This window comes from Ruegeria sp. AF1 (assembly GCF_056542125.1).
This window is the reverse complement of the sequence record NZ_JBQFZG010000003.1, coordinates 143845-170676: the sequence shown is the minus strand read 5'-3', so window position 1 is coordinate 170676 and position 26832 is coordinate 143845. Positions and strand designations below refer to the sequence as shown.

At 57.7% G+C, this 26832-nt stretch carries 29 protein-coding genes; 15 read left to right on the top strand and 14 right to left on the bottom strand.

What is annotated here, in order from left to right:
* Window positions 1-134: 134 nt before the first annotated feature.
* The 3 genes from ACR0BK_RS07675 (at window position 135) to ACR0BK_RS07665 (ending at window position 4408) form a co-directional block, all read left to right on the top strand.
* Complete coding sequence (locus ACR0BK_RS07675) at window positions 135-1781, top strand: electron transfer flavoprotein-ubiquinone oxidoreductase (protein WP_480518405.1); 1647 nt, start codon at window positions 135-137, stop codon at window positions 1779-1781.
* A gap of 103 nt (window positions 1782-1884) precedes the next feature.
* Complete coding sequence (locus ACR0BK_RS07670; protein ID WP_480554229.1) at window positions 1885-3597, top strand: tetratricopeptide repeat protein; 1713 nt, start codon at window positions 1885-1887, stop codon at window positions 3595-3597.
* Window positions 3587-4408: a 4-(cytidine 5'-diphospho)-2-C-methyl-D-erythritol kinase gene (locus ACR0BK_RS07665; RefSeq protein ID WP_480554228.1), complete on the top strand. Its 822-nt coding sequence runs from the start codon at window positions 3587-3589 to the stop codon at window positions 4406-4408. The genes ACR0BK_RS07670 and ACR0BK_RS07665 overlap by 11 nt, the downstream gene beginning before the upstream one ends.
* On the opposite strand, the gene ACR0BK_RS07660 is transcribed toward ACR0BK_RS07665, so the two are convergent.
* On the bottom strand, window positions 4401-5399 hold the full coding sequence (locus tag ACR0BK_RS07660; RefSeq protein WP_480554227.1) for a polyprenyl synthetase family protein: 999 nt from the start codon (window positions 5397-5399) through the stop codon (window positions 4401-4403). The genes ACR0BK_RS07665 and ACR0BK_RS07660 overlap by 8 nt on opposite strands.
* Window positions 5400-5455: 56 nt before the next feature.
* Here ACR0BK_RS07660 and ACR0BK_RS07655 point away from each other — a divergent pair, with 56 nt between their 5' ends.
* The 3 genes from ACR0BK_RS07655 to ACR0BK_RS07645 all read left to right on the top strand — a co-directional run bounded on the left by ACR0BK_RS07655 (window position 5456) and on the right by ACR0BK_RS07645 (window position 6728).
* The gene (locus ACR0BK_RS07655; RefSeq protein WP_050604033.1) at window positions 5456-5671 is read left to right on the top strand and encodes a putative signal transducing protein; all 216 of its coding nucleotides are present in this window, start codon (window positions 5456-5458) and stop codon (window positions 5669-5671) included.
* Window positions 5668-6432 (top strand): tRNA1(Val) (adenine(37)-N6)-methyltransferase, encoded by a 765-nt coding sequence (locus tag ACR0BK_RS07650; RefSeq protein ID WP_480554226.1) that lies wholly within the window; start codon window positions 5668-5670, stop codon window positions 6430-6432. Before ACR0BK_RS07655 ends, ACR0BK_RS07650 begins: the two co-directional genes overlap by 4 nt.
* A gap of 131 nt (window positions 6433-6563) precedes the next feature.
* Window positions 6564-6728, top strand: a complete 165-nt coding sequence (locus ACR0BK_RS07645) for a YdcH family protein (RefSeq protein ID WP_083445267.1) — start codon at window positions 6564-6566, stop codon at window positions 6726-6728.
* Here the strand turns inward: ACR0BK_RS07645 and yddG are convergent.
* The 10 genes from yddG to ACR0BK_RS07595 all read right to left on the bottom strand — a co-directional run bounded on the left by yddG (window position 6725) and on the right by ACR0BK_RS07595 (window position 14551).
* A complete protein-coding gene (yddG, locus tag ACR0BK_RS07640) occupies window positions 6725-7591 on the bottom strand; it encodes an aromatic amino acid exporter YddG (RefSeq protein WP_480554225.1) in 867 nt (288 codons plus the stop codon). The genes ACR0BK_RS07645 and yddG overlap by 4 nt on opposite strands.
* A complete protein-coding gene (locus ACR0BK_RS07635; RefSeq protein WP_480554224.1) occupies window positions 7588-8535 on the bottom strand; it encodes a transcriptional regulator GcvA in 948 nt (315 codons plus the stop codon). Before ACR0BK_RS07635 ends, yddG begins: the two co-directional genes overlap by 4 nt.
* 298 nt (window positions 8536-8833) lie before the next feature.
* On the bottom strand, window positions 8834-9556 hold the full coding sequence (gene phbB / locus ACR0BK_RS07630) for an acetoacetyl-CoA reductase (RefSeq protein ID WP_209506587.1): 723 nt from the start codon (window positions 9554-9556) through the stop codon (window positions 8834-8836).
* Between the two features lie 187 nt (window positions 9557-9743).
* Window positions 9744-10919 carry an acetyl-CoA C-acetyltransferase gene (locus tag ACR0BK_RS07625; protein ID WP_480554223.1) on the bottom strand — a complete coding sequence of 392 codons (1176 nt, stop codon included), beginning with the start codon at window positions 10917-10919 and terminating at the stop codon, window positions 9744-9746.
* Between the two features lie 190 nt (window positions 10920-11109).
* Window positions 11110-11943 carry an EAL domain-containing protein gene (locus tag ACR0BK_RS07620; RefSeq protein ID WP_480554222.1) on the bottom strand — a complete coding sequence of 278 codons (834 nt, stop codon included), beginning with the start codon at window positions 11941-11943 and terminating at the stop codon, window positions 11110-11112.
* Window positions 11944-12046: 103 nt separating this feature from the next.
* A complete protein-coding gene (locus tag ACR0BK_RS07615) occupies window positions 12047-12235 on the bottom strand; it encodes a hypothetical protein (RefSeq protein WP_480475045.1) in 189 nt (62 codons plus the stop codon).
* 91 nt (window positions 12236-12326) lie between these two features.
* Window positions 12327-13298 carry a sterol desaturase family protein gene (locus ACR0BK_RS07610; protein WP_209506579.1) on the bottom strand — a complete coding sequence of 324 codons (972 nt, stop codon included), beginning with the start codon at window positions 13296-13298 and terminating at the stop codon, window positions 12327-12329.
* Window positions 13295-13681 carry a hypothetical protein gene (locus tag ACR0BK_RS07605; protein WP_480554221.1) on the bottom strand — a complete coding sequence of 129 codons (387 nt, stop codon included), beginning with the start codon at window positions 13679-13681 and terminating at the stop codon, window positions 13295-13297. The genes ACR0BK_RS07610 and ACR0BK_RS07605 overlap by 4 nt, the downstream gene beginning before the upstream one ends.
* 114 nt (window positions 13682-13795) lie before the next feature.
* The gene (locus ACR0BK_RS07600) at window positions 13796-13921 is read right to left on the bottom strand and encodes a hypothetical protein (protein WP_480554220.1); all 126 of its coding nucleotides are present in this window, start codon (window positions 13919-13921) and stop codon (window positions 13796-13798) included.
* Window positions 13922-13984: 63 nt separating this feature from the next.
* Window positions 13985-14551 carry a TlpA family protein disulfide reductase gene (locus tag ACR0BK_RS07595; protein ID WP_480554219.1) on the bottom strand — a complete coding sequence of 189 codons (567 nt, stop codon included), beginning with the start codon at window positions 14549-14551 and terminating at the stop codon, window positions 13985-13987.
* Between the two features lie 21 nt (window positions 14552-14572).
* Here ACR0BK_RS07595 and argH point away from each other — a divergent pair, with 21 nt between their 5' ends.
* The 4 genes from argH (at window position 14573) to ACR0BK_RS07575 (ending at window position 20308) form a co-directional block, all read left to right on the top strand.
* On the top strand, window positions 14573-15961 hold the full coding sequence (gene argH, locus ACR0BK_RS07590; RefSeq protein ID WP_480554218.1) for an argininosuccinate lyase: 1389 nt from the start codon (window positions 14573-14575) through the stop codon (window positions 15959-15961).
* Window positions 15958-16158 (top strand): argininosuccinate lyase, encoded by a 201-nt coding sequence (locus ACR0BK_RS07585; protein WP_480475057.1) that lies wholly within the window; start codon window positions 15958-15960, stop codon window positions 16156-16158. The genes argH and ACR0BK_RS07585 overlap by 4 nt, the downstream gene beginning before the upstream one ends.
* Before the next feature lie 304 nt (window positions 16159-16462).
* Entirely contained in the window at window positions 16463-17728 is a 1266-nt protein-coding gene (gene lysA / locus ACR0BK_RS07580) for a diaminopimelate decarboxylase (protein ID WP_480554217.1), read from the top strand.
* A 96-nt stretch (window positions 17729-17824) separates the two neighbouring features.
* Complete coding sequence (locus ACR0BK_RS07575) at window positions 17825-20308, top strand: TIGR02302 family protein (protein WP_480518636.1); 2484 nt, start codon at window positions 17825-17827, stop codon at window positions 20306-20308.
* A gap of 3 nt (window positions 20309-20311) precedes the next feature.
* On the opposite strand, the gene ACR0BK_RS07570 is transcribed toward ACR0BK_RS07575, so the two are convergent.
* Window positions 20312-21034, bottom strand: coding sequence for a zinc-ribbon domain-containing protein (locus ACR0BK_RS07570; RefSeq protein ID WP_480475061.1), 723 nt, complete (start codon window positions 21032-21034; stop codon window positions 20312-20314).
* 182 nt (window positions 21035-21216) lie between these two features.
* Here ACR0BK_RS07570 and ACR0BK_RS07565 point away from each other — a divergent pair, with 182 nt between their 5' ends.
* From ACR0BK_RS07565 to ACR0BK_RS07550, 4 genes are read left to right on the top strand one after another with little or no spacing between them, the layout of a single operon-like run.
* Entirely contained in the window at window positions 21217-21894 is a 678-nt protein-coding gene (locus tag ACR0BK_RS07565; protein ID WP_480554293.1) for a cell division ATP-binding protein FtsE, read from the top strand.
* Entirely contained in the window at window positions 21891-22790 is a 900-nt protein-coding gene (locus tag ACR0BK_RS07560; RefSeq protein ID WP_480475063.1) for a cell division protein FtsX, read from the top strand. Before ACR0BK_RS07565 ends, ACR0BK_RS07560 begins: the two co-directional genes overlap by 4 nt.
* Window positions 22790-23530 carry a lysophospholipid acyltransferase family protein gene (locus tag ACR0BK_RS07555; RefSeq protein ID WP_480475065.1) on the top strand — a complete coding sequence of 247 codons (741 nt, stop codon included), beginning with the start codon at window positions 22790-22792 and terminating at the stop codon, window positions 23528-23530. The genes ACR0BK_RS07560 and ACR0BK_RS07555 overlap by 1 nt, the downstream gene beginning before the upstream one ends.
* Entirely contained in the window at window positions 23517-24122 is a 606-nt protein-coding gene (locus tag ACR0BK_RS07550; protein ID WP_480475066.1) for a pyridoxamine 5'-phosphate oxidase family protein, read from the top strand. Before ACR0BK_RS07555 ends, ACR0BK_RS07550 begins: the two co-directional genes overlap by 14 nt.
* Before the next feature lie 19 nt (window positions 24123-24141).
* Here ACR0BK_RS07550 and ACR0BK_RS07545 read toward each other — a convergent pair whose 3' ends face one another.
* Window positions 24142-24735, bottom strand: coding sequence for an NAD(P)H-dependent oxidoreductase (locus ACR0BK_RS07545; RefSeq protein ID WP_480518435.1), 594 nt, complete (start codon window positions 24733-24735; stop codon window positions 24142-24144).
* 102 nt (window positions 24736-24837) lie between these two features.
* Here ACR0BK_RS07545 and ACR0BK_RS07540 point away from each other — a divergent pair, with 102 nt between their 5' ends.
* Window positions 24838-25416: a TetR/AcrR family transcriptional regulator gene (locus ACR0BK_RS07540; protein WP_480475070.1), complete on the top strand. Its 579-nt coding sequence runs from the start codon at window positions 24838-24840 to the stop codon at window positions 25414-25416.
* Window positions 25417-25437: 21 nt separating this feature from the next.
* Here the strand turns inward: ACR0BK_RS07540 and lpdA are convergent, their stop codons facing one another.
* Complete coding sequence (gene lpdA / locus ACR0BK_RS07535; protein WP_480554216.1) at window positions 25438-26826, bottom strand: dihydrolipoyl dehydrogenase; 1389 nt, start codon at window positions 26824-26826, stop codon at window positions 25438-25440.
* Window positions 26827-26832: the final 6 nt, after the last annotated feature.

The following is a 26832-nucleotide window of genomic DNA, read 5'->3' as shown; positions in this document are numbered from 1 at the left end:
TGTCGAATAGCGCCCTTGTTACGCCGTGTTTCGATTGACCAAAGTCTTTCTGACCATGTAATCAGCCGTGAAACAAAATTGCGCAGATCCTGCAGTGACAGCGCCAATTCGGAAAGTAAGCTAGGGAGCCCGCGATGGCCGAGATTGAACGCGAAGCAATGGAATATGACGTGGTGATCGTAGGCGCAGGTCCTGCGGGCCTGTCGGCGGCCATTCGACTGAAACAGTTGGACGCGGATCTGAATGTTGTCGTGTTGGAAAAAGGCTCAGAAGTGGGCGCTCATATCCTGTCTGGCGCAGTTCTCGATCCCTGCGGGCTGGACGCTTTGATCCCGGATTGGAAGGCAAAAGGTGCTCCGCTGAACGTGCCGGTGCATGAAGACAATTTCTACATGCTGGGTGAGGCAGGCAAAATCCGAATCCCCAACTTCCCGATGCCGCCGCTGATGAACAACCATGGCAACTATATCGTGTCGATGGGCAATGTCTGCCGCTGGATGGCCGAGCAGGCCGAAGAGCTGGGCGTGGAAATCTTCCCCGGCATGGCCTGTTCCGAGCTGGTTTACGGCGACAATGGCGAAGTCAAAGGCGTCGTGGCCGGCGTCTTTGGTCTGGAAGCGGATGGCTCTTATGGCCCCAATACTGAGCCGGGCATGGAACTGCACGGCAAATACGTCTTCCTGTCGGAAGGTGTGCGCGGATCACTGTCCAAGGAAGTCATCGCCAAATATGACCTGTCTGTCGGCAAAGAGCCGCAGAAATACGGCGTCGGCATGAAAGAGATCTGGGAGATTGACCCGGCCAAGCACAAGGAAGGTACGGTCACGCACACAATGGGCTGGCCTCTGGGCGGCAACGCAGGCGGCGGATCGTTCATCTACCATCTTGAAAACAATCAGGTCTATGTCGGCTTTGTGGTTCACCTGAACTACAAGAACCCGCACCTGTACCCCTATATGGAATTCCAGCGCTTCAAGCATCACCCGATGGTGGCCGAGCTGCTGAAAGGCGGCAAGCGCGTGGCATACGGTGCCCGTGCGATCACCGAGGGTGGTCTTCAGTCGATGCCCAAGCTGGTGGCGCCGGGCGTAGCGCTGCTGGGCTGTTCAGCGGGCATGGTCAACGTGCCGCGCATCAAGGGCAACCACAATGCGATGCTATCGGGCAAGGCTGCCGCCGAGGCCGCCTATGACGCGATCAAGGCTGACCGTTCGGGCGATGAGCTGACCGCTTACGAGGCCGACGTTCGCAATGGCGCGATTGGCAAGGACCTGAAGAAGGTGCGCAACGTCAAGCCGATGTGGTCCAAGTGGGGCATGATCCCCTCGCTGGTGCTGGGTGGCCTGGACATGTGGACCAACACATTGGGCTTTTCGTTCTTTGGTACGCTGGGACACGGCAAGAACGATGCCCAGTCGACTGAGGAAGCCAGCAAGCACAAGCCGATCGATTATCCCAAGCCCGATGGGACGCTGTCCTTTGACCGTCTGACCAACGTGTCCTTTGCGGCAACCAATCACGAGGAAAGCCAGCCCTGCCACCTGCGCCTGACGGACCCGGATATCCCGGTCAAGGTCAACCTGCCCAAGTTCGACGAACCGGCGCAGCGCTATTGCCCGGCAGGCGTGTACGAAATGGTCGAGGATGACAACGGTCCGCGATTCGTCATCAACTTCCAGAACTGCGTTCACTGCAAAACCTGCGACATCAAGGATCCAAGCCAGAATATCACCTGGACCACGCCGCAGGGTGGCGACGGACCAAACTATCCGAACATGTAAGCAAAAAACCGGTAATGGCAGGGTCGTGAAGGCTCTGCCATTGCCTCTTGCCGACCGAAGCCCTAGCTTAACCGTCAGTCAACGATAGCAAGGCAGGATTTCGGTGGTTTCCCTGGTTCGTCGCGCGGCATTGTCCGTGCTGCTCATGTCGTCGGTCGCAGTTCCGGCCTTTTCAGAATCGGGTGCCGGTTCTTATCTGGCCGGGCGTCAGGCGATTTACGAAAGCGACTATTCTGCGGCGGAAAGATACTACGCCCAGGCTCTCAGGTTTGATCCGGAAAACGCGCTGCTCTTGGAAAGCGTTGTTGTCGCCCGCCTTGCGCTGGGGGAAATTGCCCGTGCTTTGCCTGTTGCAAAGCAGATCGAGGAAGCCAACATTCCAAGCCAGGCCGCGCGCATGGCGATTTCGGCCAATTTGATCGCAGACGGCAAGTTTGACGAACTTCTGGCGCGTGACCCTGAAACGCAGGGGATCGGTCCTTTGGTTGATGGGCTGATGATCGCATGGGCCCATCTGGGGCAAGGTGAAATGACAAAGGCCATGGATCAGTTCGATGCCGTGGCAACGCAGGAAGGCCTCAGGGAATTTGCGCTGTATCACAAAGCCATGGCACTGGCCTCTATCGGCGATTTCGAAGGTGCCGAGGTGATTTTTGCGGATAACAACGGCGCGGTTGCGCGGTTCTCGCGTCGGGCCGCGCTGGCCCGTACAGAGGTGCTGTCGCAGCTGGATCGCAACGAAGACGCCATACAATTTCTGGACGATGTGTTTGTTTCCGGTAGCGATCCGACCATTGAAGCCTATACCGGCCAATTGACCGCGGGCGAGACGCTTCCGTTCACTCACGCGGGCTCTGCGCTGGATGGAATGGCGGAAATATTCTTTACCGTTGGTGCCGCATTGAACAGCGAGGCTTCGGCTGACTACGTCCTGCTTTACGCACGACTGGCGAGTTTTCTGCGCCCTGACCACGTGGACGCCATTCTGCTGAGCGCGGAATTGCTGGACAAGCTGCAACAGTATGATCTGGCTGTTGCCGCCTATCGCATGGTCCCGGCCGGCAGCAATGACCACCATGCCGCAGAACTTGGGCGGGCCGAAATCCTGGACAAGTCCGGAAAAACCGATGCGGCCATTGAAGTTCTGCAAAACCTGGCGCTGCAAAATCCTGATTTGCCCAGCGTCCATGTTTCTCTGGCAGATCTTCAACGTCGTCAGGAAAACTATGCGGCTGCGGTTGCCTCTTATGACACTGCGATTGGTTTGACGGACAGTCAGGCAGGCGGGAATTGGTTCCTGCACTACGCGCGCGGCATAAGCCACGAGAGGCTGAAGCAGTGGGATCAGGCTGAAACCGATTTCCGCCGGGCGCTGGAGTTGAATCCGGATCAGCCGCAGGTGCTGAACTATCTGGGCTATTCTTTGGTAGAACGGAAAGAAAAGCTGGATGAAGCGCTGGACATGATCCAGCGCGCGGTCGAGGCCCGCCCGGATAGTGGCTACATCGTGGATAGTCTGGGTTGGGTTTTGTTCCGTCTGGGTCGTTACGAAGAAGCGGTCGAGCATATGGAGCGCGCGGTCGAGCTGATGCCCGTTGATCCGGTCGTCAATGATCATCTGGGGGACGTCTATTGGGCTGTTGGACGAGCGCGTGAGGCCGAGTTCCAGTGGAAACGGGCTCTGTCCTTCGTTGACCTCGAAGACACGGATGGCGAGGCTGACCCGGATCGCATTCGACGCAAGATCGAAATCGGACTAAGCGCCGTTCTGGCCGAAGAGGGTGCGGAACCTTTGAAAGTCGCAAATGGAAATTAAGGCGTTTGCGCCCGCCAAGATCAACCTGACCCTCCATGTGACCGGACGTCGTAAGGACGGTTATCACCTGTTGGATTCGTTAGTGGTTTTTGCTGATCTGGGAGATCAGTTGACATTCACACCCGGCCCCGAGCTGTCTATGGACGTGATTGGGGAGTTTGCTGAAGGCGTGCCCACGGACAACCGTAATCTGGTCTGGAAAGCGGCCGAAGGCGTCGGCTGGACCGGGCATGTAGACCTGATCAAGTCGTTGCCCCACGGGGCAGGTATAGGGGGTGGGTCATCGGATGCGGCCGCCACGCTTTGGACATTGGCAGGGCAGGGATGTGACGTCCCGCCTGACTTGCCGTTGTCACTGGGGGCAGATGTGCCCGTTTGCCTGGAAAGCCGGGCGATCAGAATGCAAGGCATTGGCGATCGTTTGGCGGCGGTGAACCTTCCGCACTTACCCGCCCTTTTGGTCAACCCGAATGTGCCGGTGCCGACAAATGCCGTTTTCAACGCATTGTCGTCCAGAGACAATCCGCCGATGCCTGAGTTAGTCCCAGATTTTGTAGACGCTGAAGTCTGTGCCCTGTGGTTGCGTGATCAACGCAATGACCTGCAGGTACCTGCCATGGGCGTTGCACCTGAGATCGAGCAGGTTCTGGACGAGTTGAACATGACCAATCGTGCCCTTGTAACGCGCATGTCGGGCTCCGGCTCGACCTGTTATGCGCTGTACCCCACAATGAAAGACGCGCATTTCGCGGCCTATGAGATCGGTGCGGCGCATCCTGATTGGTGGTGCCGCGCGACGCAGCTTAACTAAGGCGCGAGACCACGTAATCGGCCAGTTCGCGCAGCAGGCTGCGAATTTCATGATCAGGTAGAACATCCAAAGATGCCTTTGCCTTGTTCGCCCAGCCCAATGCGTCCTGCCGGGTTTCTTCCAGCGTTGCGTATTTGTCCATCAGGCCCAGCGCATGATCCAGATCGCCTTCCTGTTGGCGGCCCTTTTCGATCGTACGCTCCCAGAACGCGCGTTCTTCGGGCGTGGCCTGTGCAACTGCCTTGATGACAGGCAGGGTCAGCTTTCGTTCGCGGAAATCATCGCCCACATTTTTGCCGGTTGTCTTGCTGTCACCCTGATAATCCAGCAGGTCGTCCGCAATCTGGAATGCGATCCCCAATGCGTCACCATAATCGAACAGAGCTTTGATCTGTTCTTCCGATGCACCGGCGATCACGCCACCCACCTCGGTCGCAGCTGAAAACAAAGCTGCTGTCTTGCCGCGCACGACCTGTAGGTAAACGCTTTCATCTGTACGCAGGTCGGTTGCCGCGGTCATTTGCAGCACCTCGCCTTCGGCGATGGTTGCTGAGGCATTAGCCAAGATATCCAGAACCCGCAGCGAACCCGTTTCGACCATCAATTGGAAGCTGCGGGAAAACAGGTAATCACCGACCAGCACGCTGGATTTGTTATCCCAAAGTAGATTTGCGGTCGGGCGTCCGCGCCGTTGGGCGCTCTCATCCACAACGTCGTCGTGCAGAAGGGTGGCGGTGTGGATGAACTCGACCGTGGCAGCAAGGCGCACGTGGTGCTCACCTGAATAGCGAAACAGCCGCGCCGCTGCCAATGTCAGCATTGGGCGCAGGCGCTTTCCGCCTGCCTCGACCAGGTGCTGGGTCACTTCGGGGATACGTGGGGCATGGTCCGACGCCATCCGGGCGCGGATCAACGTGTTCACAGCCTCCATTTCACCCGCCAGAATTTCAGCGAGGCGCTCATGCGGTTTTGAGATCATGCCGACGGTCATCACACTCCTGATACAAGGCTCGACTTCCGCCCCGCCTTGCCCTTACATCCATCCCCATGAAAGAACTATTGCGCAGTACCGATCCGACGATCCTGGCCTTTGCATCCGCTCTCCTTGAAGGCGAGGATATAGACTGCTTTCAGATGGACGTAAATATGAGCATCCTCGAAGGTGGGATCGGGATCTTTCCCCGCCGACTGATGGTTCGCGCCGAAGACCTGACCCGTGCCGAACGTGTGATGCGCGACAATGAAATTCCGCTGGGCCGATGAACCGGTTTTCCGATGGTGAACTCAGCTGCAATGATTTCCTGGGGGGCAGGATCCGGTTGCTGCAACCTCAGTCGGGTTATCGTGCCGGGGTCGATCCGGTATTGCTTGCCGCATCCGTTCCGGTCAGGGCAGGTCAGTCTGTGTTGGAGCTGGGGTGCGGTGCCGGTGCCGCCATTCTTTGCTTGTCCTCACGAGTGCCCGGTTTGCACGTGACAGGTATCGAGCTCCAGCCCGCCTATGCGGAATTGGCCCGTAGAAACGCGGAAATCAACGGGATAGAACTGGAAGTTGTCGAAGCTGACCTGACCGCTTTGCCCGAGGCGCTTCGGCAGCGCCAGTTCGATCACGTCATTGCGAATCCGCCCTATTATCGGGCGGGGGCGCATAGCCCTGCAAAGGATGCTGGAAGAAGTGTGGCCCTGAGCGAAGACACCCAGTTGGCCGACTGGATTGCAGTGGCTGCCAGACGCCTTGCGCAAAAAGGGTACCTGCACATGATCCAGAAAGCCGATCGACTGCCCGACATGCTGGCAGCGTGCCAAGGGAGATTGGGATCGGTAGAGTTGTTGCCGCTAAGCCCACGGACAGGGCGAGAGGCTGAACTGATCATTCTGCGCGCCCGCAAAGGAGGGCGTGCGGCATTTCGCCTCCACCCACCTTTGATTCTGCACGCGGGTGAACGTCACAAAAAAGACGGCGAAAGCTATACGGATGCGGTTTCGGCTGTGCTTCGGAAGGCCGCTGCCCTGCCCGGGTTCTGACGACGACCGGCAATGTCCAGCCGATTTTGTCGGATTTGTTTCAGATTCTGTGCGTCTGCAGCGTGACAGGGTGGAAACGATGTGATCAACTTCTTACGTGACATACAGACACGTATAAAAGGAGGATCGCAATGAGCGTGAGCGCACATCTGACAGAACTGAAGAAAAAGCATGAATCTCTCGGTCTAGAAGTAGAACAAGCCCAACGCTCGCCAGGCATCGATGATCTCCACATAGCCCAGCTGAAGAAACAGAAGCTCAAGCTGAAGGAAGAGATCGAGCGACTGTCTGCTTAAGATTTCAAACTGGAACGGGCCGCGATCAAGGCCCCGCCGGTAATCAGAAAAGCCGCGATCGCCAGCCCCCAGGATGGGGCAGCGATCCCGGCCATCACCAAAGCAAGTGTCGACAATAGCGGGGCCGCGTAAGATGAGGTCCCGAGCATTTGAATATGACCCTGCTTCACCCCGATATCCCAAACATAAAAGGCCAGCCCAACGGGCCCAAGGCCAAGTGCCAGTACAGAAACCCACCCTAGTGTCGAGTCGGGCAGCACGGTGTCTTCAACGGCCAGATGCAGCAGACCCGAAGCCAACGCAGCCATCAGACAAAAGACCGCAACCGAACTGGTGGGTGTATCACCCAATCTGCGTGACAGAACTGAATAGCCTGACCATGTCATCGCGCAAAGCAGGGCCAATGTGTATCCTGGCAGATGTTGCGCCTGAAAACCTGCGCTCCCGCCTCCGGTGATGATCAAAGCAGCCCCAGCAAAGCCAAGGCACGCCCCAATCAAGTGACCAGCGCGAAGCTGCTCGCCCGGTAGCAGGCCGGAAAACAGAACGATAAGAAGGGGCCAGAGATAGGCAATCAGTCCGGCCTCGGCCGCGGGGGCCATGCGTAGGGCTGAAAAATACAATGCGTGGTACCCGAACAGGCCCAATGAACCGAACAGGTAGGTCGTCCAGGGGATCTGTTTCAACCCGCTGAACCCACCGGTTGCGGCTGTCCAGATCAACCCAAGTGTACCACCAATCGAAAAGCAGATCGTGTTCAGCAGCAAAGGCGGTGTAGGTGCAGAGCCGACGGTCAAAAGCGCCAGCAAAGCCCATAATAGTACGGCCCCAAAACCGATGGCTGTTGCGCGCGTTTTGGTCATGATCCGGGAACCTCTTCGATCGGAATAATGTCGAACTCATCCGAAATATGTGCGGTCTTTTCAATCTCGGTCAGGAACCAATCCCGAAATGCTGCGATCTGAGGACGTTTCTCGGCCCCCGGAAGGCACAGGAATCGGAACCGGCCCTGCGTTTCCAGCGCGACCTTGAAGGGGGCAACCAGCCGACCTTCGGTCAAGTCCTTGAGGATCATGGCACGCCGTCCAAGGGCGACACCAACACCGGCGACAGCGGCGTCAATCGCGTGATCTGCGTTGGAAAAATACGCCCCATGAGTGGGTATGAAATCGATACCCACAGCGCGGAACCAGGCAGGCCAGTCGCAGGGTGGGGTCAGAAAGTTGATCGAATCGTCGTGGATCAACGGTGCGTCGCGCAGGCTGTCTGGCGTGGTGAATTGTTCCGCCAGCTCCGGGGTCATGACTGGGGTCAGCCACTCCTTTCTTACAGGTACGGAATACAGCCCCTCATCGGCGGAATTGCCAAACCGGATGGCAACATCTACATCATCCCGCTCCAGATCCATGTTGCGCAACGTGGCGGAGAATTTCAGATCGATTTCCGGATGCGCACGGGCAAACTCGTAAAGGCGAGGCGCCAGCCACTTTGCGGTCAGCGCCGGACCTGCGGTGACGGTCAGTCCGGTGCCATCCTCCTGCCTGCGTACGGCACGCCACGCGGCTTGCAAGGTGGCAAAGCCTTCTGCCGCGCCGGGGGCCAGGGCGCGGCCCGCATCGGTCAGTTCCACAGCGCGGTTCAGACGGCGGAACAGAGGGCGGCCCAGATGCTCCTCAAGCGATTTGATCTGAAAGGACAGGGCCGCTGGCGTCACGTGCAGCTCTTCCGCCGCTTTCGCGAAGGACATGTGCCGGGCCGCGGCATCAAAAGCCCGAAGCGCGGTAAGTGGGGGCAGATAATCACTCATAGCCAAGAAATTCTTAACTGAAGGTTCAGGAAACTTCGTTTGTCACGGCTTTAAGTGACCTTCATATTCACATCAGGTCAAGCAAAACTGAATTGAAAGGCGGCTGCCATGATCGAGATGACAACAAATCCCGCCGCCCAAGTGGCGATCCTGCGCGCTCATGAAGAGCGTGGCAAGGTGGTCCGGCAGATGTGGAATTGGGTATTGGGTTCCCGCTGATCGCAGCGCGCGCGTTCTTACGGGATCAGAAAGGGCCGGTCCAAAGGGGCCGGCCCGTTTTTTTGTTCACAAGCCTGGATCAGACGAAGAACTGAGCACCGTTGGCCGAGATGGTCGAGCCGTTGATGAACTGAGATTCGTCCGAGGCCAAGAAGGTCACACAGCGTGCAATCTCTTCAGGCTCGCCCAGACGACCGGCAGGGATCTGGCCAATAATCGATTCGCGTACCTTTTCAGGCACCGCCATCACCATCTCGGTTGCGATATAACCGGGGCAGATTGCGTTGGCCGTGATGCCCGCCCGCGCGCCTTCCTGCGCCAGAGATTTCACGATGCCCAAATCGCCAGCTTTGGTCGCAGCATAGTTCACCTGAGCGAACTGGCCCTTCTGACCGTTGATGGAGCTGATGACGATGACACGGCCAAACTTGCGCTCGCGCATGCCAGGCCAGACAGGGTGCACAGTGTTGAACACGCCAGTCAGGTTGGTGTCGATCACGTCTTTCCACTGATCGGGTGTCATTTTATGGAAAGGTGCATCACGGGTGATGCCAGCGTTGGCGACAACGATATCGATGGGGCCAACCTCGGCCTCAACCTTTTCGATACCTGCTTTGGATTCGTCATAATCGGCGACGTTCCACTTGTAGGTCTTAATGCCGGTCTCTTCGGTGAATTTCGCGGCGGCTTCGTCATTCCCTGCATAGGTGGCCGCAACGTTATATCCTTCGGCTTTGAGCGCCTTGGAAATTGCTGCGCCAATGCCGCGAGAACCGCCGGTAACGAGTGCTGTACGTGCCATTTAGGACTCCTCCAATTTTAGTCGCCTTGGTAATGCTGTTACTTTGAGAGATGCTTGTGCGCAATATTGTTTCGTCGTTAAGGTGTTTATTTCGGATGGCAATATCGTCGCATCTAAGGGGTACGACCCCAGTGTAACAAAAAAGGGCGTCGCATGGACGCCCTTTTCTATTTGGTTATTGGCGCACTTAGTCGCGCTCCACACACAGGGCGACACCCATGCCGCCGCCGATGCACAGAGTGGCCAGACCTTTCTTTGCGTCGCGGCGCTTCATTTCGAACAGCAGCGTGTTCAGAACGCGGCAACCTGATGCACCGATCGGGTGGCCGATGGCAATTGCGCCGCCGTTCACGTTCACAATCGACGGGTCCCAGCCCATGTCCTTGTTCACTGCGCAGGCTTGCGCCGCAAAGGCTTCGTTGGCTTCAACCAGGTCCAGATCGTCGACGGACCAACCTGCTTTTTCCAATGCCTTGCGCGAAGCGTAGATCGGGCCAACGCCCATGATCGACGGGTCCAGCCCGGCAGTTGCGTAGGACGCGATGCGAGCCAAAGGTTCGATTCCGCGCTTTTCTGCGTTTTGAGCCGACATCAACAGGGTCGCGGCGGCGCCGTCGTTCAGGCCCGAAGCGTTTGCAGCTGTGACCGATCCGTCCTTGGTAAAGGCGGGGCGCAGCTTTGCCATGGCTTCCATTGTAGCGCCGTGGCGGATGTATTCGTCCTTGTCCATCACGATGTCGCCCTTGCGGGTCTTGATGGTGAAGGGCACGATTTCGTCGACAAACTTGCCAGCTTTTTGCGCCGCCTCGGCCTTGTTCTGCGAAGCGACAGCGAATTCATCCTGCATGTCGCGGCTGATCTGCCATTTCTCGGCAACATTTTCCGCCGTCTGACCCATGTGATAGCCGTTGAAGGCATCCCACAGACCATCGCGGATCATGGTGTCGATATACTTCATATCGCCCATCTTGTGACCCGCGCGCAGGGCGGCGGCGTGGGGTGACAGGGTCATGTTCTCTTGGCCACCAGCGGCGACGATATCGGCATCGCCCAGCTGGATGTGCTGAGCGCCCAATGCGACGGCACGCAGGCCCGAGCCACAAACCTGGTTGATTCCCCAGGCGGCGCTTTCCTGCGGCAAACCGGCGTTGATATGCGCCTGCCGAGCCGGGTTCTGGCCCTGAGCCGCAGTCAGAACCTGACCCATGATGGTTTCACTGACTTCGCCTTTTTCAATCCCGGCGCGCTCGACAACTGCTTGCAGGACGGCCGCGCCCAGATCATGTGCGGGGGTGTTCGCAAACGAACCACTAAAGCTGCCAACACCTGTTCGTGCGGCGGATGCGATTACTACGTTGGTCATATGATCAGTCCTTTACCGTCATTATCTGGCGGAATGTCTGACGGCGCAGGCCGAGAGTTTCCCTCTCGAAACAAGAGCGCCCCGTTATCCCCCGCTCAAGTACTTCTGCAATAGCGTAATGCTGCACTTGCAGCAACGGGCAGCTTGTCTCAGCTTGGGAAATGGCGGAAAAATGTCGATCACCCACGGATCAACTTGCTGTTTTTGAACTTCTTTCCTGCTTCCACGGGGGTGAAACACTGGGCGCACCGAACAAAAAGCCCTGCATGCAATCCACGCCACTTGCAAGCAAAAATGCCGCATCCTTCTGTGTTTCGACCGATTCGGCAGTGACCAGAATTTCAAACTCACGCGCCACGGCAATCAAGGCCCGCACCAAAGCCTGGTTGTCGGGGCTGTCGCTGATACCCCTGATAAACTGACCATCGATCTTTGCGGCGTCGAACAGAAATTCGCGAAAGTGGCGGAAACTGAAGTTGCTGGCACCAAAGTCGTCCAGCGCAAAGGCGATGCCGCGATCCTGAAGGCGGTCCATGAAGTCGACCACCAATTCAGGCACCTGCATGGAAGAGCTTTCGGAGATTTCTAGGATCAGCCGTTCGCCCAGCTGCGGGTCCCGTTTCAGAAACCGGTCCAGTATACCGGACCAGTTGGAATAACCGATCGAGCGGGCGGACATGTTGATCGACAGGCGGATCTGGGGGTTCTTCACCAACGTGCGCAGACCAAGTTCCAACGCGACGCAGTCGAGATCACGTCCGATCGGGGTGTTTTCAACCTGCGGCATGAATTCGCGGGCGGGTATAACACGCCCTGTTTCATCCATCACGCGAATGAACCCTTCATAAAACGCGATGCCATGCGGCGGGTGCGCCTGAACAACTGGCTGAAAGGCCAACCGACATTGCTTGTGCTTCACAGCATCGGTTGCCATCTGAACCACCGAACGATCCCGTGTTGACACTGCTGCATTCAAAGGGGTGTCCAACCCTTCGGGAAGATTGGCGAGCTTTTTGTTTCCCATAGGCGCAGATTCTCTTGTGTCCGAAACAGGTGTTTTGACACAGTTTCGGGGCAAACAGATGAATCTGCGGTTAAAGCGTCAGAAGAAGTTGCTTAATGCGGTTTCAGCGCGCGGAATGTCCGGCACGGGCCAGTGATACCGCGGCCCCAAGAAGGGCTCCTGTCGCACCCAGAATCATCAGGACAAAACCCAGTGCGATCAGCGTGCCAACAAAGCTGCCGAGCGCGGCAAGCATGGCCAGCAACAGGCCAAATAACCCGACGAAGGTCGAAATGGTTGCCAAACGTTTCATGCCGCCCCTCGCTCAACTATGCGCCACATTCAATGACCGATATGGCGTGCAAAAGCCGGAGTTCAAGTCGTAGTGGGGCCTGACAGCTGTGTCAGGCCTGCTCTGCCTGTCCTTTGGGCAAGATCTTGTCGACCTGCTCAAATCCGGGCGTTCCCCGGTCCTCGGGGTGGCGAGCCAGGTGCTTGGCTTTTATCTGTTCCGAGTTGTCGCGGCTGCCGTCGTGGCTGTAACCCGGCGGTGCGAAACAATAGGCCAGACGTTGCCGCAGTGTCAGGCCGGGCTGCGTGGCGTCGTGCCAGATGCCGACCCATTCGTGAAACGCAACGCGCAAAGGGTTGAAGGTGCCGATATTGTGAACCAGCCCGTAATCGACCCGGTCGTTTTCCTGTTCAGGCACAAATGTCCCGAACATCTTGTCCCAGATGATGAAAACTCCGGCGTAATTGCAATCCAGATACCGTGCGTTTCGGCCGTGATGCGCGCGATGATGGCTGGGGGTATTCATGACCGCCTCAAACCATCGGGGCATCTTGCCGATGGCCTCGGTGTGAATCCAGAACTGATAGATCAGGTTCAATCCGCCAACGAACAGAACCATGGCCGGATGGAAACCCAGCAGGATCAGCGGCGCGCGAACGACCATCATGAACGTAAAGGTATAGGTCCAAGTTTGCCGCAGCGCTGTGGTCAGATTGTAGTGCTGCGAGCTGTGGTGGTTGACATGGCTGGCCCAGACCCAGCGAATGCGATGCCCAAAACGATGTACCCAGTAATAGCGAAGATCATCCAGAACAAAGCACAGAATGATAACGGGAATTGACGTGCCAAGATCCAGAGGAGTGATCTGCCAAAGCCACATGAAAAACGCATAGGCGATAAAGCCCAGCAAAAAGCCCGACGCGATGTTCCCGGCCCCCATGATCAGCGAGGTCACCGCATCGCGCGTTTCATACCGACCGCCTTTGCCTTTGACTGCGATCCACAGGAATTCTGCCAGAATAGCAGCGATGAAAAACGGGACGGCCCATTGCACCGCATCGGGGAAGCTTACCTGGTCTGTCATGCGGGCCTCATCAAGTGTTGCCAGTGTTGGCGTTCGGTCTGGTCAAGGTGAAGGGTCGCGCGTGGGGTGCTGAAGTCGTGAAACCGAACTTCGATGCCATTGGCAGTCTCAAGCCAGTCGAAATCCTGGAGTTGCCGCGCAACGGTGTCGGCCCCGAAGGACCAGATCAACCCGGCCCCATTCTGTGTCCGCACCAGCGCCGCGTGACCGTCATGGGCGATTGTCACGCCGATCACCGTGTCATCGGGAAAATGCCGGAGCCACTGGCGTGGCGCCGTGTCCGGCGTCAGCACATGCAACCGCGACTTGCCTGTCAGATGCAGCAACAGCGTAATCCCGGCTATGCCCCCAACGACCAACACCAATAGAATTTCCAGCGGCATTCCGTCCTCCTTAGCGCAGAGTGCAAAGGAGTCGAAACACTGTCAAAGGTGGCGTCGCGTCAGCTGTGTTCCAAAACCAAGGCTTTGATCGCAGCCATCCGACAAGCAGGAATACTAGTCGGAGATCATGTAGGTTACTTGATCTCCCTTGCCTCTCTTGCGTACATCTTTGGTGGTAGCAGCATCGGTGGCCATCCAAAAAACACCCGCCATCGCGGCAACTCCTGCAATAGAATTCATCAAAAATCCTCCGAGTTGAATGCCCGGAGGAAATCAAGATTTGCTGATATTAAGGCTATTTCCTCAGTTTTCTGCGCCAACAAGCGTCGAGATAATCGCCTTCGCGCTATCCGAGTTCCATTCAGCATCACCGATCAGCCGCGCGATTTCCTGACCTTCGGGATTCAGAATGACCGTGATGGGCAACGCGATGATGCCAAACTCGCGCGCGGCAGCCGAGCTGAGGTCCTGATGACGCGGCAGGTTGGAGATGCCATTCTCTTCAAAGAACTTCTTGATCCCTGCTGGTGAGTTGCGGCCTGTGGCAAGGGTCAGGACCTGAAACTTGTCACCCCCAAACTCGTCCTGCAATTCGGCGATCTGCGGCATTTCTTTGCGGCAGGGGGCACACCAGGTGGCCCAGAAGTTCAGCAGAACATACTTACCCTCATAATCGGCCAGCGTGCCGACACCCCCGTCATCTTCCCGCTGAAACTCGATCACTTTTGCCGGTTTTGGCTCCTCGTGCAGGATCAGACGTTTCAGGCTGTCTTCCCGCAGAGGAGCCAGCGTTTCTGCATCGGTCGCAAAAGCGGCGTTTGCACCCAGCGCAAGGGCCATATAAAGGGGGATCAAACGAATTAGGCGCATATCAACTCCGGGTTTTCTTACATGACCGATCAATCCTCGAACCAGATGTGGGGCGGCCGCTTTGCCGCCGGTCCAGACGCGATCATGGAGGCGATCAATGCCTCGATCGGGTTCGATCAGCGGATGGCAGCCCAGGACATCGCAGGCTCGCGCGCCCATGCGGCCATGTTGGCTGCCACAGGCGTCATAAGTGATAGTGATGCGCAGGCCATTCGGGAAGGGCTGCTCACCGTTTTGTCAGAAATCCAGAGCGGCACGTTTCAGTTTTCGACCGCGCTGGAAGACATCCACATGAATGTCGAGGCGCGGCTGAAAGAGATCATTGGCGAGCCGGCAGGCCGTTTGCACACAGGGCGTTCGCGTAACGATCAGGTGGCGACGGATTTCAAACTGTGGGTCCGGGATCAGTTTGATGCGGCGGAGTCCGGTATTCTGGCCCTGATCCGCGCGCTTTTGGCGCAGGCCGAAGCAGGCGCCGATTGGGTCATGCCGGGCTTTACCCATCTGCAAACTGCGCAACCCGTAACTTGGGGGCATCACATGATGGCCTATGTCGAGATGTTTGGCCGCGACCTGAGCCGAGTCCGCGACGCCCGTGCCCGAATGAACGAATCCCCGTTGGGGGCTGCCGCGCTGGCAGGCACATCCTTCCCCATCGACCGCCATATGACAGCGCGGGCGTTGGGCTTTGATCGCCCCGCCGCCAACTCGCTGGATGCCGTCAGCGACCGCGATTTTGCATTGGAATTCCTGTCGACCGCCTCGATCTGCGCCTTGCACCTGTCGCGTTTTGCCGAGGAATTGGTGATCTGGTCTTCGGCCCAGTTCCGTTTCGTGTCCCTGTCCGACCGGTTTTCGACCGGCTCGTCGATCATGCCGCAGAAAAAGAACCCGGATGCAGCTGAACTGATCCGCGCCAAGGTTGGGCGCATCTATGGGGCCAACACCGCGCTGATGATGGTGATGAAGGGCCTGCCGCTGGCCTATTCAAAGGACATGCAGGAAGATAAGGAACAGGTCTTTGACGCCGCCGACAACTGGATGCTGGCGCTGGCGGCGATGGAAGGGATGGTCAAGGACATGACCGCCAACCGCGACAGCCTTGCCGCCGCCGCCGGCTCGGGTTTCTCGACCGCGACGGATCTGGCCGACTGGCTGGTACGCGTGCTGGGCCTGCCGTTCCGGGATGCGCATCACGTCACCGGATCACTGGTGGCCATGGCCGAGGGTATGGGTTGTGACCTGCCCGACCTGACACTGGACGATATGCAATCGGTCCATGGTGAAATTTCGGATGACGTCTACTCTGTCCTTGGCGTCGACAATTCGGTAAACTCGCGCCAGTCCTACGGCGGTACCGCCCCCGATCAGGTGCGGGTCCAGATCGAACGATGGAAGGCAATGGTATGACGACCGCGCTACGTGCGATCCTGATTACGGTTTCCGGCCTGGTACTGGCCGGGTGCGGGGCTGATGGCGAGCCTGACCAACCAACTGCCCCTCAGCCCACGGTCAGTGCCACAATCGGGGTTGGATCAAGCGGTGCGTATGTCGGCGGAGGTGTCGGGCTAAGTCGCGGGCCGCTGGGCATTTATCTTGGATTCTGACCCCTTTGCGTGTTGCGCCTCCGGTCCTGACACCTCATGTTGCGCGCGCGTATCGATAACCTGTCACACAAAGGAATGGTATTGAGATGAGAATTCTGGGACTGGTTTGTGCACTTGCGGTTTTGGCGGCCTGTGAGCCTTCGTCAGCGCGACGCCCGGAACCTGCGGCCGAACCAAAACAATCGGGCACCGGCATTTCTATCTCGGGCTATGGCCGAGTTGGTGTTTCAACTCAAAACTAAACCGCGACCAAGGATACGGAATCCATTGATCCGAAGTCCTTTTATGGTCTAAGCGCGCAAGCATGGATCACTTTTTGTACCGCGACGGCGCGCTTTACGCCGAGGATGTCCCCGTCTCCGAAATTGCAGCCGCGGTTGGAACACCGTTCTACGTCTATTCCACGGCTACATTGTTGCGGCATTTCAAACTGTTCGATGACGCGTTGGACGGCACCGATCACCTGATCTGCTACGCGATGAAAGCGGCCAGCAATCAGGCGATCCTTAAGACATTGGCCCAAGCAGGCGCTGGGATGGACGTGGTCTCGGGCGGAGAATATCTGCGGGCGAAGGCGGCTGGTGTTCCCGGTGACAAAATCGTGTTCTCAGGTGTGGGGAAAACAGCGGACGAGATACGCATAGCGCTGGGCGGTGGCATTCGCCAGTTCAACGTCGAGTCCGAGCCCGAGATGGAAGTGATCAACGCCATTGCGCTTGAGCTTGGCGTAATCGCGCCGATCACCGTCAGGGTGAACCCGGATGTCGATGCCAGGACGCACGCTAAGATTGCCACCGGCAAGTCTGAGAACAAGTTTGGCATTCCGATTGCCCGTGCCTCGGAAGTTTACGCCCACGCCGCCAGCCTGCCGGGGCTGGAGGTGATCGGCATCGACGTTCATATTGGCTCGCAACTGACCGAACTTGAACCGTATGAGCTGGCCTACACAAAGGTGGCCGAGCTAACCGAACGACTCCGCTCTGAAGGTCACAACATTCGGCGTCTTGATCTGGGTGGCGGTCTGGGCATTCCTTACACCCGGTCGAACAACGCACCCCCATTGCCGATTGAATATGGTGCGCTGGTCAAGAAAACACTGAGCCGTCTGGGCTGTGAGATCGAGATTGAGCCCGGACGCCTGATCGCGGGCAACGCCGGGATCATGGTCAGCAAGGTGATCTATGTGAAATCAGGCGAAGGTCGCGACTTTTTGATCCTTGATGGGGCGATGAACGACCTAATCCGCCCCGCAATGTACGAAGCTTACCACGATATCGTTTCGGTGCAGGAACCTGTCGCCGGTGTGGAACAGCGCCCTTACGACATTGTCGGTCCGGTCTGCGAATCCGGGGATACCTTTGCCAAGCAGCGCAATATGCCGCCGCTGAAATCGGGTGATCTGGTCGCATTTCGCAGCGCGGGTGCATACGGTGCGGTGATGTCCAGCGAATACAACACCCGCCCGTTGATCCCCGAAGTTCTGGTGAATGGCGATCAATTTGCAGTCATTCGTGAACGGCCAAGCTTTGACGAAATCATAAACCGCGATACCATACCATCGTGGCTTTGACGCGATAACCGCGCGGGCCCGTCCCGGAGGCCCGTCTTGACCAACAGAACGAACCTGCCCATTCCGCGCCTGTCCCTGTGGCTAACCCATCTCGGTATGGTGGCTGAACAGGTGCTGCGCGCGTTCTGGCCTGCGTTCTCGATTGTTCTGGCTTTGCTCGCCGCTCTGATGCTGGGGTTGCAGGATCATCTGCCCGTTGAAATTGTCTGGGGTGCTGGTGCGCTGTCGTTGATATCTTTTGGTGCAGCATCTGTCCGGGGTGTCACGAAATTCAAACTGCCGTCCCGCGCTGATGCGCTGGCGCGGCTGGATGAGGCTCTGCCCGGTCGACCGATTCAGGCTTTGCTCGATGATCAGGCAATCGGTGCCAACGATGGGGACTCGGTTGCCTTGTGGCAGGCGCACAAAGCCCGCATGGCACAGCGTGCGGCCACTGCTGAGGCTGTGAAACCAGATCTTCGGCTTGCGTCGCGCGACCCGTATGCGTTGCGCTATGCCGCTCTGCTGGCATTTGTTGTGGCGCTGATCTTTGGATCGTTGTGGCGTGTGGGTTCAGTGGCGGACATGACCCCGGGCACGGCCGTGGCTGGACAGGGTCCAACTTGGGAAGGATGGGTGGAACCCCCCAGATACACAGGTTTGCCGACCTTATATCTTGCCGACCAAACGGGGGCGGCGCTTTCTGTGCCCAAGGGCAGTCGCATCACCTTGAGACTGTACGGTGAGGTCGGCGCACATAGTCTGACCGAGAGCAGTTCTGCAAGCGGAACCGAGGCGGCAACAGACCCGGAACTGGAGTTTGTCGCCGAACGCTCGGGTCAGTTGCGCATAGATGGACCGGCGGGGCAGGACTGGTCGGTGCTGGTCATTGATGACGCGGCTCCGAAGATCGCGGTTTCCGGAACCGCCGAGTCTGAAGCGGGCGGGCAGATGAAGCTGCCATTTTCCGCCAGCGATGATTACGGCGTGGTTTCGGGCTTGGCCCGGATCGAGTTGGATCAGGCGGCGATTGACCGTCGGTACGGACTGGCGGTCGAGCCAGAGCCGCGCGAGGTGATCGAAATCGAATTACCCATGCCGATCACCGGTGACCGCGCAGATTTCACCGAAGACCTGATCGAGGATTTCTCGCAACATCCGTGGGCGCATCTGCCGGTCAGGATTACCTTGAGGGCAACAGATGCAGCGGATCAGCAAACGTCTTCGGATCCCTATGCGACGGCATTGCCAGCACGGCGCTTCTTTGATCCGCTGGCGGCAGCCGTGATTGAGCAAAGGCGCGACTTGCTTTGGTCGCGTTCCAATGCGCCTCGTGTCTCGCAAGTCCTGAGGGCTGTGTCGCACCGCCCTGAGGAACTGTTTCGTTCTGACACAGCCTATCTGCGTCTGCGGGTTGTTCTGCGGCGATTGGAAACTTTTCATCGATACGGGTTGAAACCCAAACAACAAGAGGAGATTGCACAGGCCCTGTGGGACCTTGCCGTACTGATCGAGGACGGGACGCTGGCGGATGCATTGGAACGAATGCGCCGCGCGCAGGAACGTCTGACCGAAGCGATGAAGAACGGGGCCAGCGATGAAGAAATAGCGGAGTTGATGCAGGAATTGCGCGAGGCGACGCAGGATTACCTGCAGCAATTACAACGGCTGGCACAGCAAAATGGTGAAGACGGCGAGCGTCAGCCCGGCCAGAATGGTGAATCTTTGCAAATGACGCAGGATGACCTGCAACGCATGATGGACCGTATTCAGGAACTGATGGAACAAGGTCGCATGGCCGAAGCTCAGCAGGCGCTGGAAGAATTCCAGCAGATGATGGAGAACATGCGTGTAACTCAGGGTCAGGGCCAAGGGCAGCAATCTGAAGGCCAGCAGGCCATGGAAGGTCTCGCCGAAACCCTGCGCGAACAGCAGGGTCTTAGCGATCAGGCCTTTCGTGATTTGCAGGAACAGTTCAACCCCGGCGCGCAATCAGGTGAAAGCCAAGGGAACGAAGGTCGCAACGGTGGTCAAGGTCGGGGGCAAAGCCACGAAGGGCAGGGCGGACAGGGTGAAGGTTCGGATCAGGCCGGAGACGGTGAGCAGGGGCAAGGTTCGCTCGCCGACCGACAGCAAGCGTTGAGAGACGAGCTGGGTCGCCAGCAACAAGGACTGCCCGGTGTCGGCACACCCGAAGGTGACGCCGCCCGCGAAGCGCTGGATCGGGCCGGGCGTGCCATGGACGAGGCCGAGCAGGCCCTGCGTGGCGATGATCTCGCCGAAGCTATCGACCGTCAGTCCGAAGCGATGGAAGCGTTGCGCGAAGGGATGCGGTCGCTGGGTGAAGCTATGGCGCAGGAACAGCAGAACCAACCGGGGCAGGGAACACAAGACGGCGACATGCAGGCCAACAACCGCGATCCGCTGGGCCGAAACCCGGGTGCTGCGGGTTCGATTTCAACCGACGAGAACCTGTTGCAAGGCGAAGATGTCTATCGCCGGGCCCGCGAGTTGCTGGATGAAATCCGTCGCCGGACCGGTGAAACAGACCGTCCCCAGATCGAGTTGGAATACCTCAAGCGGTTGCTGGAGCGGTTCTAGCTCTCAGTTCTGCGCTCCAGATCCTGCCTGAGTTTCGAGCCAGATTCGCGCCTGATCCACCAGCGACACATATGAGCTGAGCAGCGGATCGGCCTGCGGTACAGCCTCGCTGATTTGGCGGGCATTCCCGTAGATCAGGTACAGAACCACGCCGATGATCAGCATCAGCGCAAAACCACGCAAGAACCCACCGGACTTGCGGGGCGCCTGCGCCACATCTTCTGCGGGGTCGGACCGCATGCTCGAGTTGATGGCATCGACATCCGGCAGTGCATCCTTTTGCCCGGCATCAACGGCGGTTTCCGAAGTTGCAGGGCGTTTGGGCCTGACCTTTGGCTCTGGTGGGGCTTCTAGGCCCAGATCGGGCTGGCTTTCCAGGCCGCCGCCTTCCTGCGCGCGCAACTCTGCTTCTCGTGCGGCTTCTTCTTTCAGGATACTGGCGACTGATGGGGCAACATTTCCTGTGGATGCAGCAGGTTTTTCAACCTCTGGCGCTGTTTTTTCTGCGGGCTCGGCGTCCTTCTGGGCCTCGACCTCGGTGTCAGGTGTATCTGCCACAACAGGCTTGTCCTCGGGCGCGTTCGGTTCAACCGTCGGCTCGGATGGATGCTTGGCCTGAAACCAGGTTTGATCGCAGTTCGAACACTGCACGTCGCGGCCTTCCTCGGGGATGACCTCGTCAGGAACTTCGTACTGCGCAGTGCAATTCGGACATGTAAGACGCATACTGCCTCCTCGACCGGGTGAAGGGCCGATAATAGTTTTTTCAGGGATGATATTCCGTTAAGACCCAACAGCAAAGGGCGTTTTCGGTTTCATAGGTCAAGTGTCACCAATTGGACTCGGTAGAGCCATTGAAACCGTCGCCCTGCTCGGGCAAGAAGAGCGGCAAAATATTGGGGGCACGTGTGATCGAGCTGGAAAATGTCAGCTATACCTACGGTGGCGGCGAGTTGCTGAGCGATGTCTCGGTTCAATTACAGCCAGGGTCGTTCCATTTTCTGACCGGGCCGTCGGGGGCGGGCAAGACGACATTGCTCAAGTTGTGTTACGGGGCGCTGTTGCCGACCTCAGGGCGTCTTAGCGTGTTTGATCAGGACGTCTCGACCCTTGATCGGGATCAGCTGGCCGTGCTGCGCCGCCGTGTCGGCGTTGTGCATCAGGATTGCCAGTTTCTTGACCATATGACGCTTGCTGAAAATGTCGCCTTGCCACTGATGGTGTCCGGGCGCGGGGAATCGTCCGGGCAAGACAATCTGACCGAACTGCTTAGCTGGGTGGGGCTTGGTGCACGTCTCGAAGCACGGCCACCGGAATTATCCGGCGGTGAACGTCAACGAGCAGCTCTGGCGCGTGCCGTCATCCTGTCGCCCGATGTCATATTGGCGGATGAACCCACGGGCAATATCGATTGGGAGATGTCGCAACTTTTGCTGCACCTGCTGGTTGAGCTGAACCGCATGGGAAAGACCGTTCTGATTGCCACCCATGACCTGAGCCTGATCCGAGCTGCAAAAAGCCATGTTCAGGCGCGTGTTTTGCGGATTTCGCAGCGAAAGCTGCATCTGGCGGGGGCAGACCTGTGACTGGGGCTGATATCCGAAACCTGCTGCGCGGCGATACCCGTGCTGACCGCGTTGTTCCGCCAACCGGCTACACCGCCCACCTGACCCTGTTTGTCGCTGGTGCCATGGCATTTCTTGCTGTTTTCGCTTTGGCTTTGTCCCTCGCCTCTGGCCGCATCGCGGATCGGTGGGCTTCGGAACTGGCGGGCGCCGTAACCTTACGCATCAATGCACCGGCCGAGCAGCTTGCTGCCCAAACAGAAGCGGCATTGACCGTCCTCAGCCAGACACCCGGTGTCGCGTCTGCCCGTGCGCTTAGCGCAGATGAACAAGCCGCGTTGCTGTCACCTTGGTTCGGGCCGGACCTGCCGTTGGATACTTTGCCAATCCCGCAGCTGATAGAGATCATCGAGGGTGAACCGGGGCTGGATGCAATCGGACTGCGATTGCGATTGGGGGCCGAGGTGCCCGGCGCGGTTCTTGATGATCACACGCGATGGCGCGAACCGCTGGTCGATGCTGCGATGTCCCTGCGTCGTCTGGGGTGGATATCAATCCTGCTGATCGGTGGCGCGACCGCTGCGATGATCACTCTTGCGGCCAACGCATCACTCGCGGCCAATGCGCAGATTATCGAAGTTCTGCGATTGGTTGGCGCGCAGGATGGTTTCATCGCAGGTGCTTTTGTGCGGCGGTTTACCTATCGCGCGTTTTTCGGCGCCTCGGTTGGGACCCTGCTGGGAATGACTGGTGTCTTGCTTTTGCCCGAAGCTTCGGACGCGGGCGGATTTCTGACCGGAGTTGGATTTCAGGGTAAAGACTGGGTGTTGCCGGTTCTTATCCCCGTCCTTGGGGCAGCCGTTGCCTTTGTTGCCACATGGGCCGCAGCCCGACGCAAGTTGAAGGAGCTTTCCTGATGTTGATGGCAATTCAGTGGGTTCGTTCCCTCATCTTCATGATTGTAATCTATGCCTGGATGCTGATCCTTGGCATCGCGTTTCTGCCTTATGCTCTGTTTTCTAAAAACGGTGCGCTGAAAGCGTGTAAAACCTACGCCAAAAGCACCATGTGGCTGGCCCGGTGGATGGTTGGTATTCGCTGCGAGGTGCGGGGCAATGCCCCGACGAATGAAGTGGTCATCGGGGCCAAACATCAGTCGTTTCTTGATATCATCATGATTTTCGACGCCATTCCGCACGGCAAGTTTATCATGAAGCGCGAGCTGTTGTTCACACCCGTTATTGGCATGTATGCGCGACGCCTTGGCTGTATCCCGGTCAATCGAGGCAAGCGCGGTGCGGCTGTGGCAAAAATGGTCAAGGACGTCTCAAAAGAGTTTTCTGAACCTGGACAGCTGGTAATCTATCCGCAGGGCACGCGTGTGGCGCCGGGCGCAAAGAAACCCTACAAGGTTGGTACGGCGATTCTGTATGAAGGCCTTGGTTTTCCGTGCGTTCCGGTTGCGACGAATGCTGGCGTGTTCTGGCCCCGCACAGGCGTTTTACGTAAACCCGGCCTTGCCATTGTAGATTTTCTGGAGCCGATCAAACCGGGTGTTGCCCGCGATGAGTTCCTCGCGCGGTTGGAGAAAGTGATTGAAACACGCTCGAACGAGTTGATGCGCGAAGTGGGGTTTGATCCTGATGGAATTCATTGAAAAAGTAGAAGCTCTCGAGGCGTTGTACGGAACGCCAGGTGCTGCTTCGTTACGAAAGGTCGTTCGACACTTAACTCCGCTCTATCGCAAGTGGATTGAAGCCTCGCGTCTTTGCATTCTCAGTACAGTTGGTCCCGAGGGGGTGGACGGAAGCCCACGCGGGGACGATGGTGCTGTTGTGCGCGAATTGAACCAAAAAACACTGGCGCTGCCTGACTGGCGGGGAAACAACCGCCTGGACAGCTTGCGTAACATCGTTCGGGACCCGCGCGTTTCGCTGATGTTCTTTGTGCCGGGCTCTGACAATGTCGTTCGGGTGAACGGAACGGCCCGATTGACCGCAGACGCGGCATTGCGCAACCAGTTCGAAAAGGCTGGCAAGGTTCCGGCGACGGTTATCGTTGTGCAGATTGATGAAATTTACAGCCAGTGCGCGCGTGCACTGATACGCGCCCGAACTTGGACTTGTGGCGACGAAAGCAAGGACCTTCCGACGATTGGGCAGCTTCTGTCCGAGGCGTCAGAAGGTGAAGAGGGCGGCGCGCAATATGACAAAGACTGGGCTGCACGCGCCGCCAAAACAATGTGGTAGGTAACGGACGGCTGTTCAGTCAAGCAGCGGCGGCTCCGATTCTGGACACCTTTTTGATCCAGCGATCAACGCTGCCCGGTTTGGGATAGCTTGCGCCTGAAAAGTACGTAAACCGCGTTGGTTTGAAGCCAACAAACCCGAGGATCTGGCCGCGAACCTGCCGAATAAGCGCTTGCCTGTACATCAGACGCATGAACCAGCCGGGCGTATCTGAGGTCAGGATAACGCGCGCGGTGCGTCCGGTCAGCATCGGGGCTGGCAGGCCGGCCATCGTCGTGTTGCGGGTGTCGAATGTCCGTCCAGGTATGAACATCCGGTCAATCAATCCTTTGAGTTTTGCAGGCAGCCCGCCCCACCACATAGGTGTGGTCAGGACCAAATGATCGCTCCATTCGAAGTCCTGCAACACGTGTTCCAGAACCGGTTCAAGCGGCTTGAAGTCGTGATAGTTGCCCTGACCGAAATCAAAATCGAACTGTAGGTCGCTCAGATGGACTATCCGGACGTCATGTCCGTTTTTGCGGGCTGCCTCGCCATAGGTTTCTGCGAATGTGCGTGACAAGCTGCTTTCTGCAGGATGTCCATCGAGGATGAGGATTTTCTTGGGGTGCATTGTAGTTCTCCTGAAAATGACCGTGGTCAGTTTATAGAATCAAAAAATGACCACGGTCAATATAAAATTTGACCACGGTCAAAAAATGTGCGATTGGGCGTTATGCAAAAAACGATCCAGAAACGTACCATCAAGACCCGCGCCAAGCTTCTCTCAGCTGCGGAAGAGGTTATCCGACACGGCGGATATGAAGCTTTGCGGGTGGATGAAGTTGTAAAGGCCGCGGGTGTTGCCAAGGGGACCTTCTTTGCGCATTTCCGCGACAAGGACGCGCTGATGGAAATCTTGATAGCGGACAAGCTGAATGCGTGTCTGGATCTGGCCCAATCCGGAACTCCACCCAAAACGGTACCAGAGATCATCGCTTCGCTGGAACCGGTCCACGAATTCATGACGTCCGAACGGTACGTGTTCGATCTGTTGATCAGATACTCGGGGGCAACGGCTATCGCAGATATTGGGCCGATTGCCTATTGTTTTGAACGATATTTTCGGGTCGTGATGATGTGGCTTGAAACCGCAGAGGTGCGCAAGGATGTACCATCTGAGCTGTTGGCAGAAGGCGTGCAGGCCTTTGCCATTCAGGCCATGTCCTTACAATATTGCGCGCTGCATTCAGCGACAACGTTCACAGACAGACTGGAAACATATCTGGATGCATGGCTGACCCCGGCAAGCTGATCGCCGCCGGGGTCAGGGGTGTTAGCTGTGGATCGGGCCGTCTCCGCAGGCCAGGGCAGCCTCGCGCACCGCTTCTGAATACGTCGGATGCGCGTGGCAGGTGAGCGCCAGATCCTCGGCAGAAGCACCGAATTCCATTGCCACACAAACTTCGTGGATCAGATCGCCCGCGCCGGGGCCGATGATATGGGCACCCAGGATGCGATCGGTTTCCTTGTCGGCCAGAATCTTGACGAACCCGTCTGCCGCAAAATTCGCCTTGGCACGCCCATTGCCCATAAACATGAACTTGCCGACCTTATAGGCACGACCCTGTTCTTTGAGCGTCGCTTCGGTTTCACCGACATTGGCGACTTCGGGCCAGGTGTAGATCACGCCCGGAATCACGCCATAGTTGACATGACCGTGCTTGCCTGCAACCTGCTCGGCTGCGGCCATGCCTTCGTCTTCGGCCTTGTGCGCCAGCATCGGGCCTTCGGTCACGTCGCCAATTGCATAGATGCCCGGCACGTTGGTCTGCCAGTCGGCACCAACCTTGATCTGACCACGCGGTGTCATCTCGATGCCCAGAGCGTCCAGTCCCAGACCATCCGAATAGGGTTTGCGGCCTGTGGCAACCAGCACAGTGTCGGCGTCGATCACATGTTCACTGTCGTCTTTGAGCAGCTTGTAAGTAACTTTGGCCTTGGTCTTGGTCGCTTCGGTTTTCTGCACCGCCGCGCCCATGACAAATGTCAGGCCCTGTTTCTTGAGAATGCGCTGGAAGGTTTTTTGCACCTCTGGGTCCATGCCCGGCGTGATCTCCTTGAGGAACTCGATCACGGTAACTTCAGCGCCCAGGCGGCTGTAAACCGATCCCAGCTCCAGACCGATCACACCCGCGCCGATCACAACCATTTTCTTCGGGATCTTGTTCAGTGACAAAGCACCGGTCGAGGTCACGACAACTTTCTCATCAACTTCAACACCGGGCAGGGAAGATGGTTCCGACCCGGATGCGATGATAATGTTCTTGGTCACGTGGACTTCATCACCCACTTTTACCTGACCTTCGGCAGGGATTGATCCCCAACCTTTCAGCCAGTCGATCTTGTTCTTTTTGAACAGGAATTCGATGCCCTTGGTGTTGCCGTCGATGACTTCGTCCTTGTAGGCCTGCATCTGCTTCCAATCGACCGAAGGCGCTTTGCCCTTCAGGCCCATCTTGGCAAAGTTATGCTCGGCCTCGTGCAGCTGATGGCTGGCATGTAGCAGCGCCTTAGAGGGAATGCAGCCCACGTTCAGGCAAGTGCCACCCAGTGTTTCGCGCCCTTCGACCACGGCGGTTTTCAAACCCAGTTGAGCGCAGCGGATCGCGCAGACATAGCCGCCGGGTCCGGCGCCGATTACGATGACGTCATAATTTGCCATTACATT

What these genes read in the sequence shown, in the direction of transcription:
- ACR0BK_RS07605 (WP_480554221.1), bottom strand. Translation starts at nt 13,681, where the DNA reads ATGCCGCTGGAAATTCTATTGGTGTTGGTCGTTGGGGGCATAGCCGGG.
- ACR0BK_RS07635 (WP_480554224.1), bottom strand. Translation starts at nt 8,535, where the DNA reads ATGAGTGATTATCTGCCCCCACTTACCGCGCTTCGGGCTTTTGATGCC.
- ACR0BK_RS07650 (WP_480554226.1), top strand. Translation starts at nt 5,668, where the DNA reads ATGAACCGGTTTTCCGATGGTGAACTCAGCTGCAATGATTTCCTGGGG.
- ACR0BK_RS07545 (WP_480518435.1), bottom strand. Translation starts at nt 24,735, where the DNA reads ATGCACCCCAAGAAAATCCTCATCCTCGATGGACATCCTGCAGAAAGC.
- ACR0BK_RS07610 (WP_209506579.1), bottom strand. Translation starts at nt 13,298, where the DNA reads ATGACAGACCAGGTAAGCTTCCCCGATGCGGTGCAATGGGCCGTCCCG.
- ACR0BK_RS07655 (WP_050604033.1), top strand. Translation starts at nt 5,456, where the DNA reads ATGAAAGAACTATTGCGCAGTACCGATCCGACGATCCTGGCCTTTGCA.
- ACR0BK_RS07540 (WP_480475070.1), top strand. Translation starts at nt 24,838, where the DNA reads ATGCAAAAAACGATCCAGAAACGTACCATCAAGACCCGCGCCAAGCTT.
- ACR0BK_RS07615 (WP_480475045.1), bottom strand. Translation starts at nt 12,235, where the DNA reads ATGAAACGTTTGGCAACCATTTCGACCTTCGTCGGGTTATTTGGCCTG.
- ACR0BK_RS07645 (WP_083445267.1), top strand. Translation starts at nt 6,564, where the DNA reads ATGAGCGTGAGCGCACATCTGACAGAACTGAAGAAAAAGCATGAATCT.
- argH (WP_480554218.1), top strand. Translation starts at nt 14,573, where the DNA reads ATGACCGATCAATCCTCGAACCAGATGTGGGGCGGCCGCTTTGCCGCC.
- lysA (WP_480554217.1), top strand. Translation starts at nt 16,463, where the DNA reads ATGGATCACTTTTTGTACCGCGACGGCGCGCTTTACGCCGAGGATGTC.
- ACR0BK_RS07625 (WP_480554223.1), bottom strand. Translation starts at nt 10,919, where the DNA reads ATGACCAACGTAGTAATCGCATCCGCCGCACGAACAGGTGTTGGCAGC.
- ACR0BK_RS07660 (WP_480554227.1), bottom strand. Translation starts at nt 5,399, where the DNA reads ATGACCGTCGGCATGATCTCAAAACCGCATGAGCGCCTCGCTGAAATT.
- ACR0BK_RS07600 (WP_480554220.1), bottom strand. Translation starts at nt 13,921, where the DNA reads ATGAATTCTATTGCAGGAGTTGCCGCGATGGCGGGTGTTTTTTGGATG.
- ACR0BK_RS07570 (WP_480475061.1), bottom strand. Translation starts at nt 21,034, where the DNA reads ATGCGTCTTACATGTCCGAATTGCACTGCGCAGTACGAAGTTCCTGAC.
- yddG (WP_480554225.1), bottom strand. Translation starts at nt 7,591, where the DNA reads ATGACCAAAACGCGCGCAACAGCCATCGGTTTTGGGGCCGTACTATTA.
- ACR0BK_RS07585 (WP_480475057.1), top strand. Translation starts at nt 15,958, where the DNA reads ATGACGACCGCGCTACGTGCGATCCTGATTACGGTTTCCGGCCTGGTA.
- ACR0BK_RS07620 (WP_480554222.1), bottom strand. Translation starts at nt 11,943, where the DNA reads ATGGGAAACAAAAAGCTCGCCAATCTTCCCGAAGGGTTGGACACCCCT.
- ACR0BK_RS07550 (WP_480475066.1), top strand. Translation starts at nt 23,517, where the DNA reads ATGGAATTCATTGAAAAAGTAGAAGCTCTCGAGGCGTTGTACGGAACG.
- ACR0BK_RS07675 (WP_480518405.1), top strand. Translation starts at nt 135, where the DNA reads ATGGCCGAGATTGAACGCGAAGCAATGGAATATGACGTGGTGATCGTA.
- ACR0BK_RS07595 (WP_480554219.1), bottom strand. Translation starts at nt 14,551, where the DNA reads ATGCGCCTAATTCGTTTGATCCCCCTTTATATGGCCCTTGCGCTGGGT.
- ACR0BK_RS07555 (WP_480475065.1), top strand. Translation starts at nt 22,790, where the DNA reads ATGTTGATGGCAATTCAGTGGGTTCGTTCCCTCATCTTCATGATTGTA.
- phbB (WP_209506587.1), bottom strand. Translation starts at nt 9,556, where the DNA reads ATGGCACGTACAGCACTCGTTACCGGCGGTTCTCGCGGCATTGGCGCA.
- ACR0BK_RS07575 (WP_480518636.1), top strand. Translation starts at nt 17,825, where the DNA reads ATGGTGGCTGAACAGGTGCTGCGCGCGTTCTGGCCTGCGTTCTCGATT.
- ACR0BK_RS07665 (WP_480554228.1), top strand. Translation starts at nt 3,587, where the DNA reads ATGGAAATTAAGGCGTTTGCGCCCGCCAAGATCAACCTGACCCTCCAT.
- lpdA (WP_480554216.1), bottom strand. Translation starts at nt 26,826, where the DNA reads ATGGCAAATTATGACGTCATCGTAATCGGCGCCGGACCCGGCGGCTAT.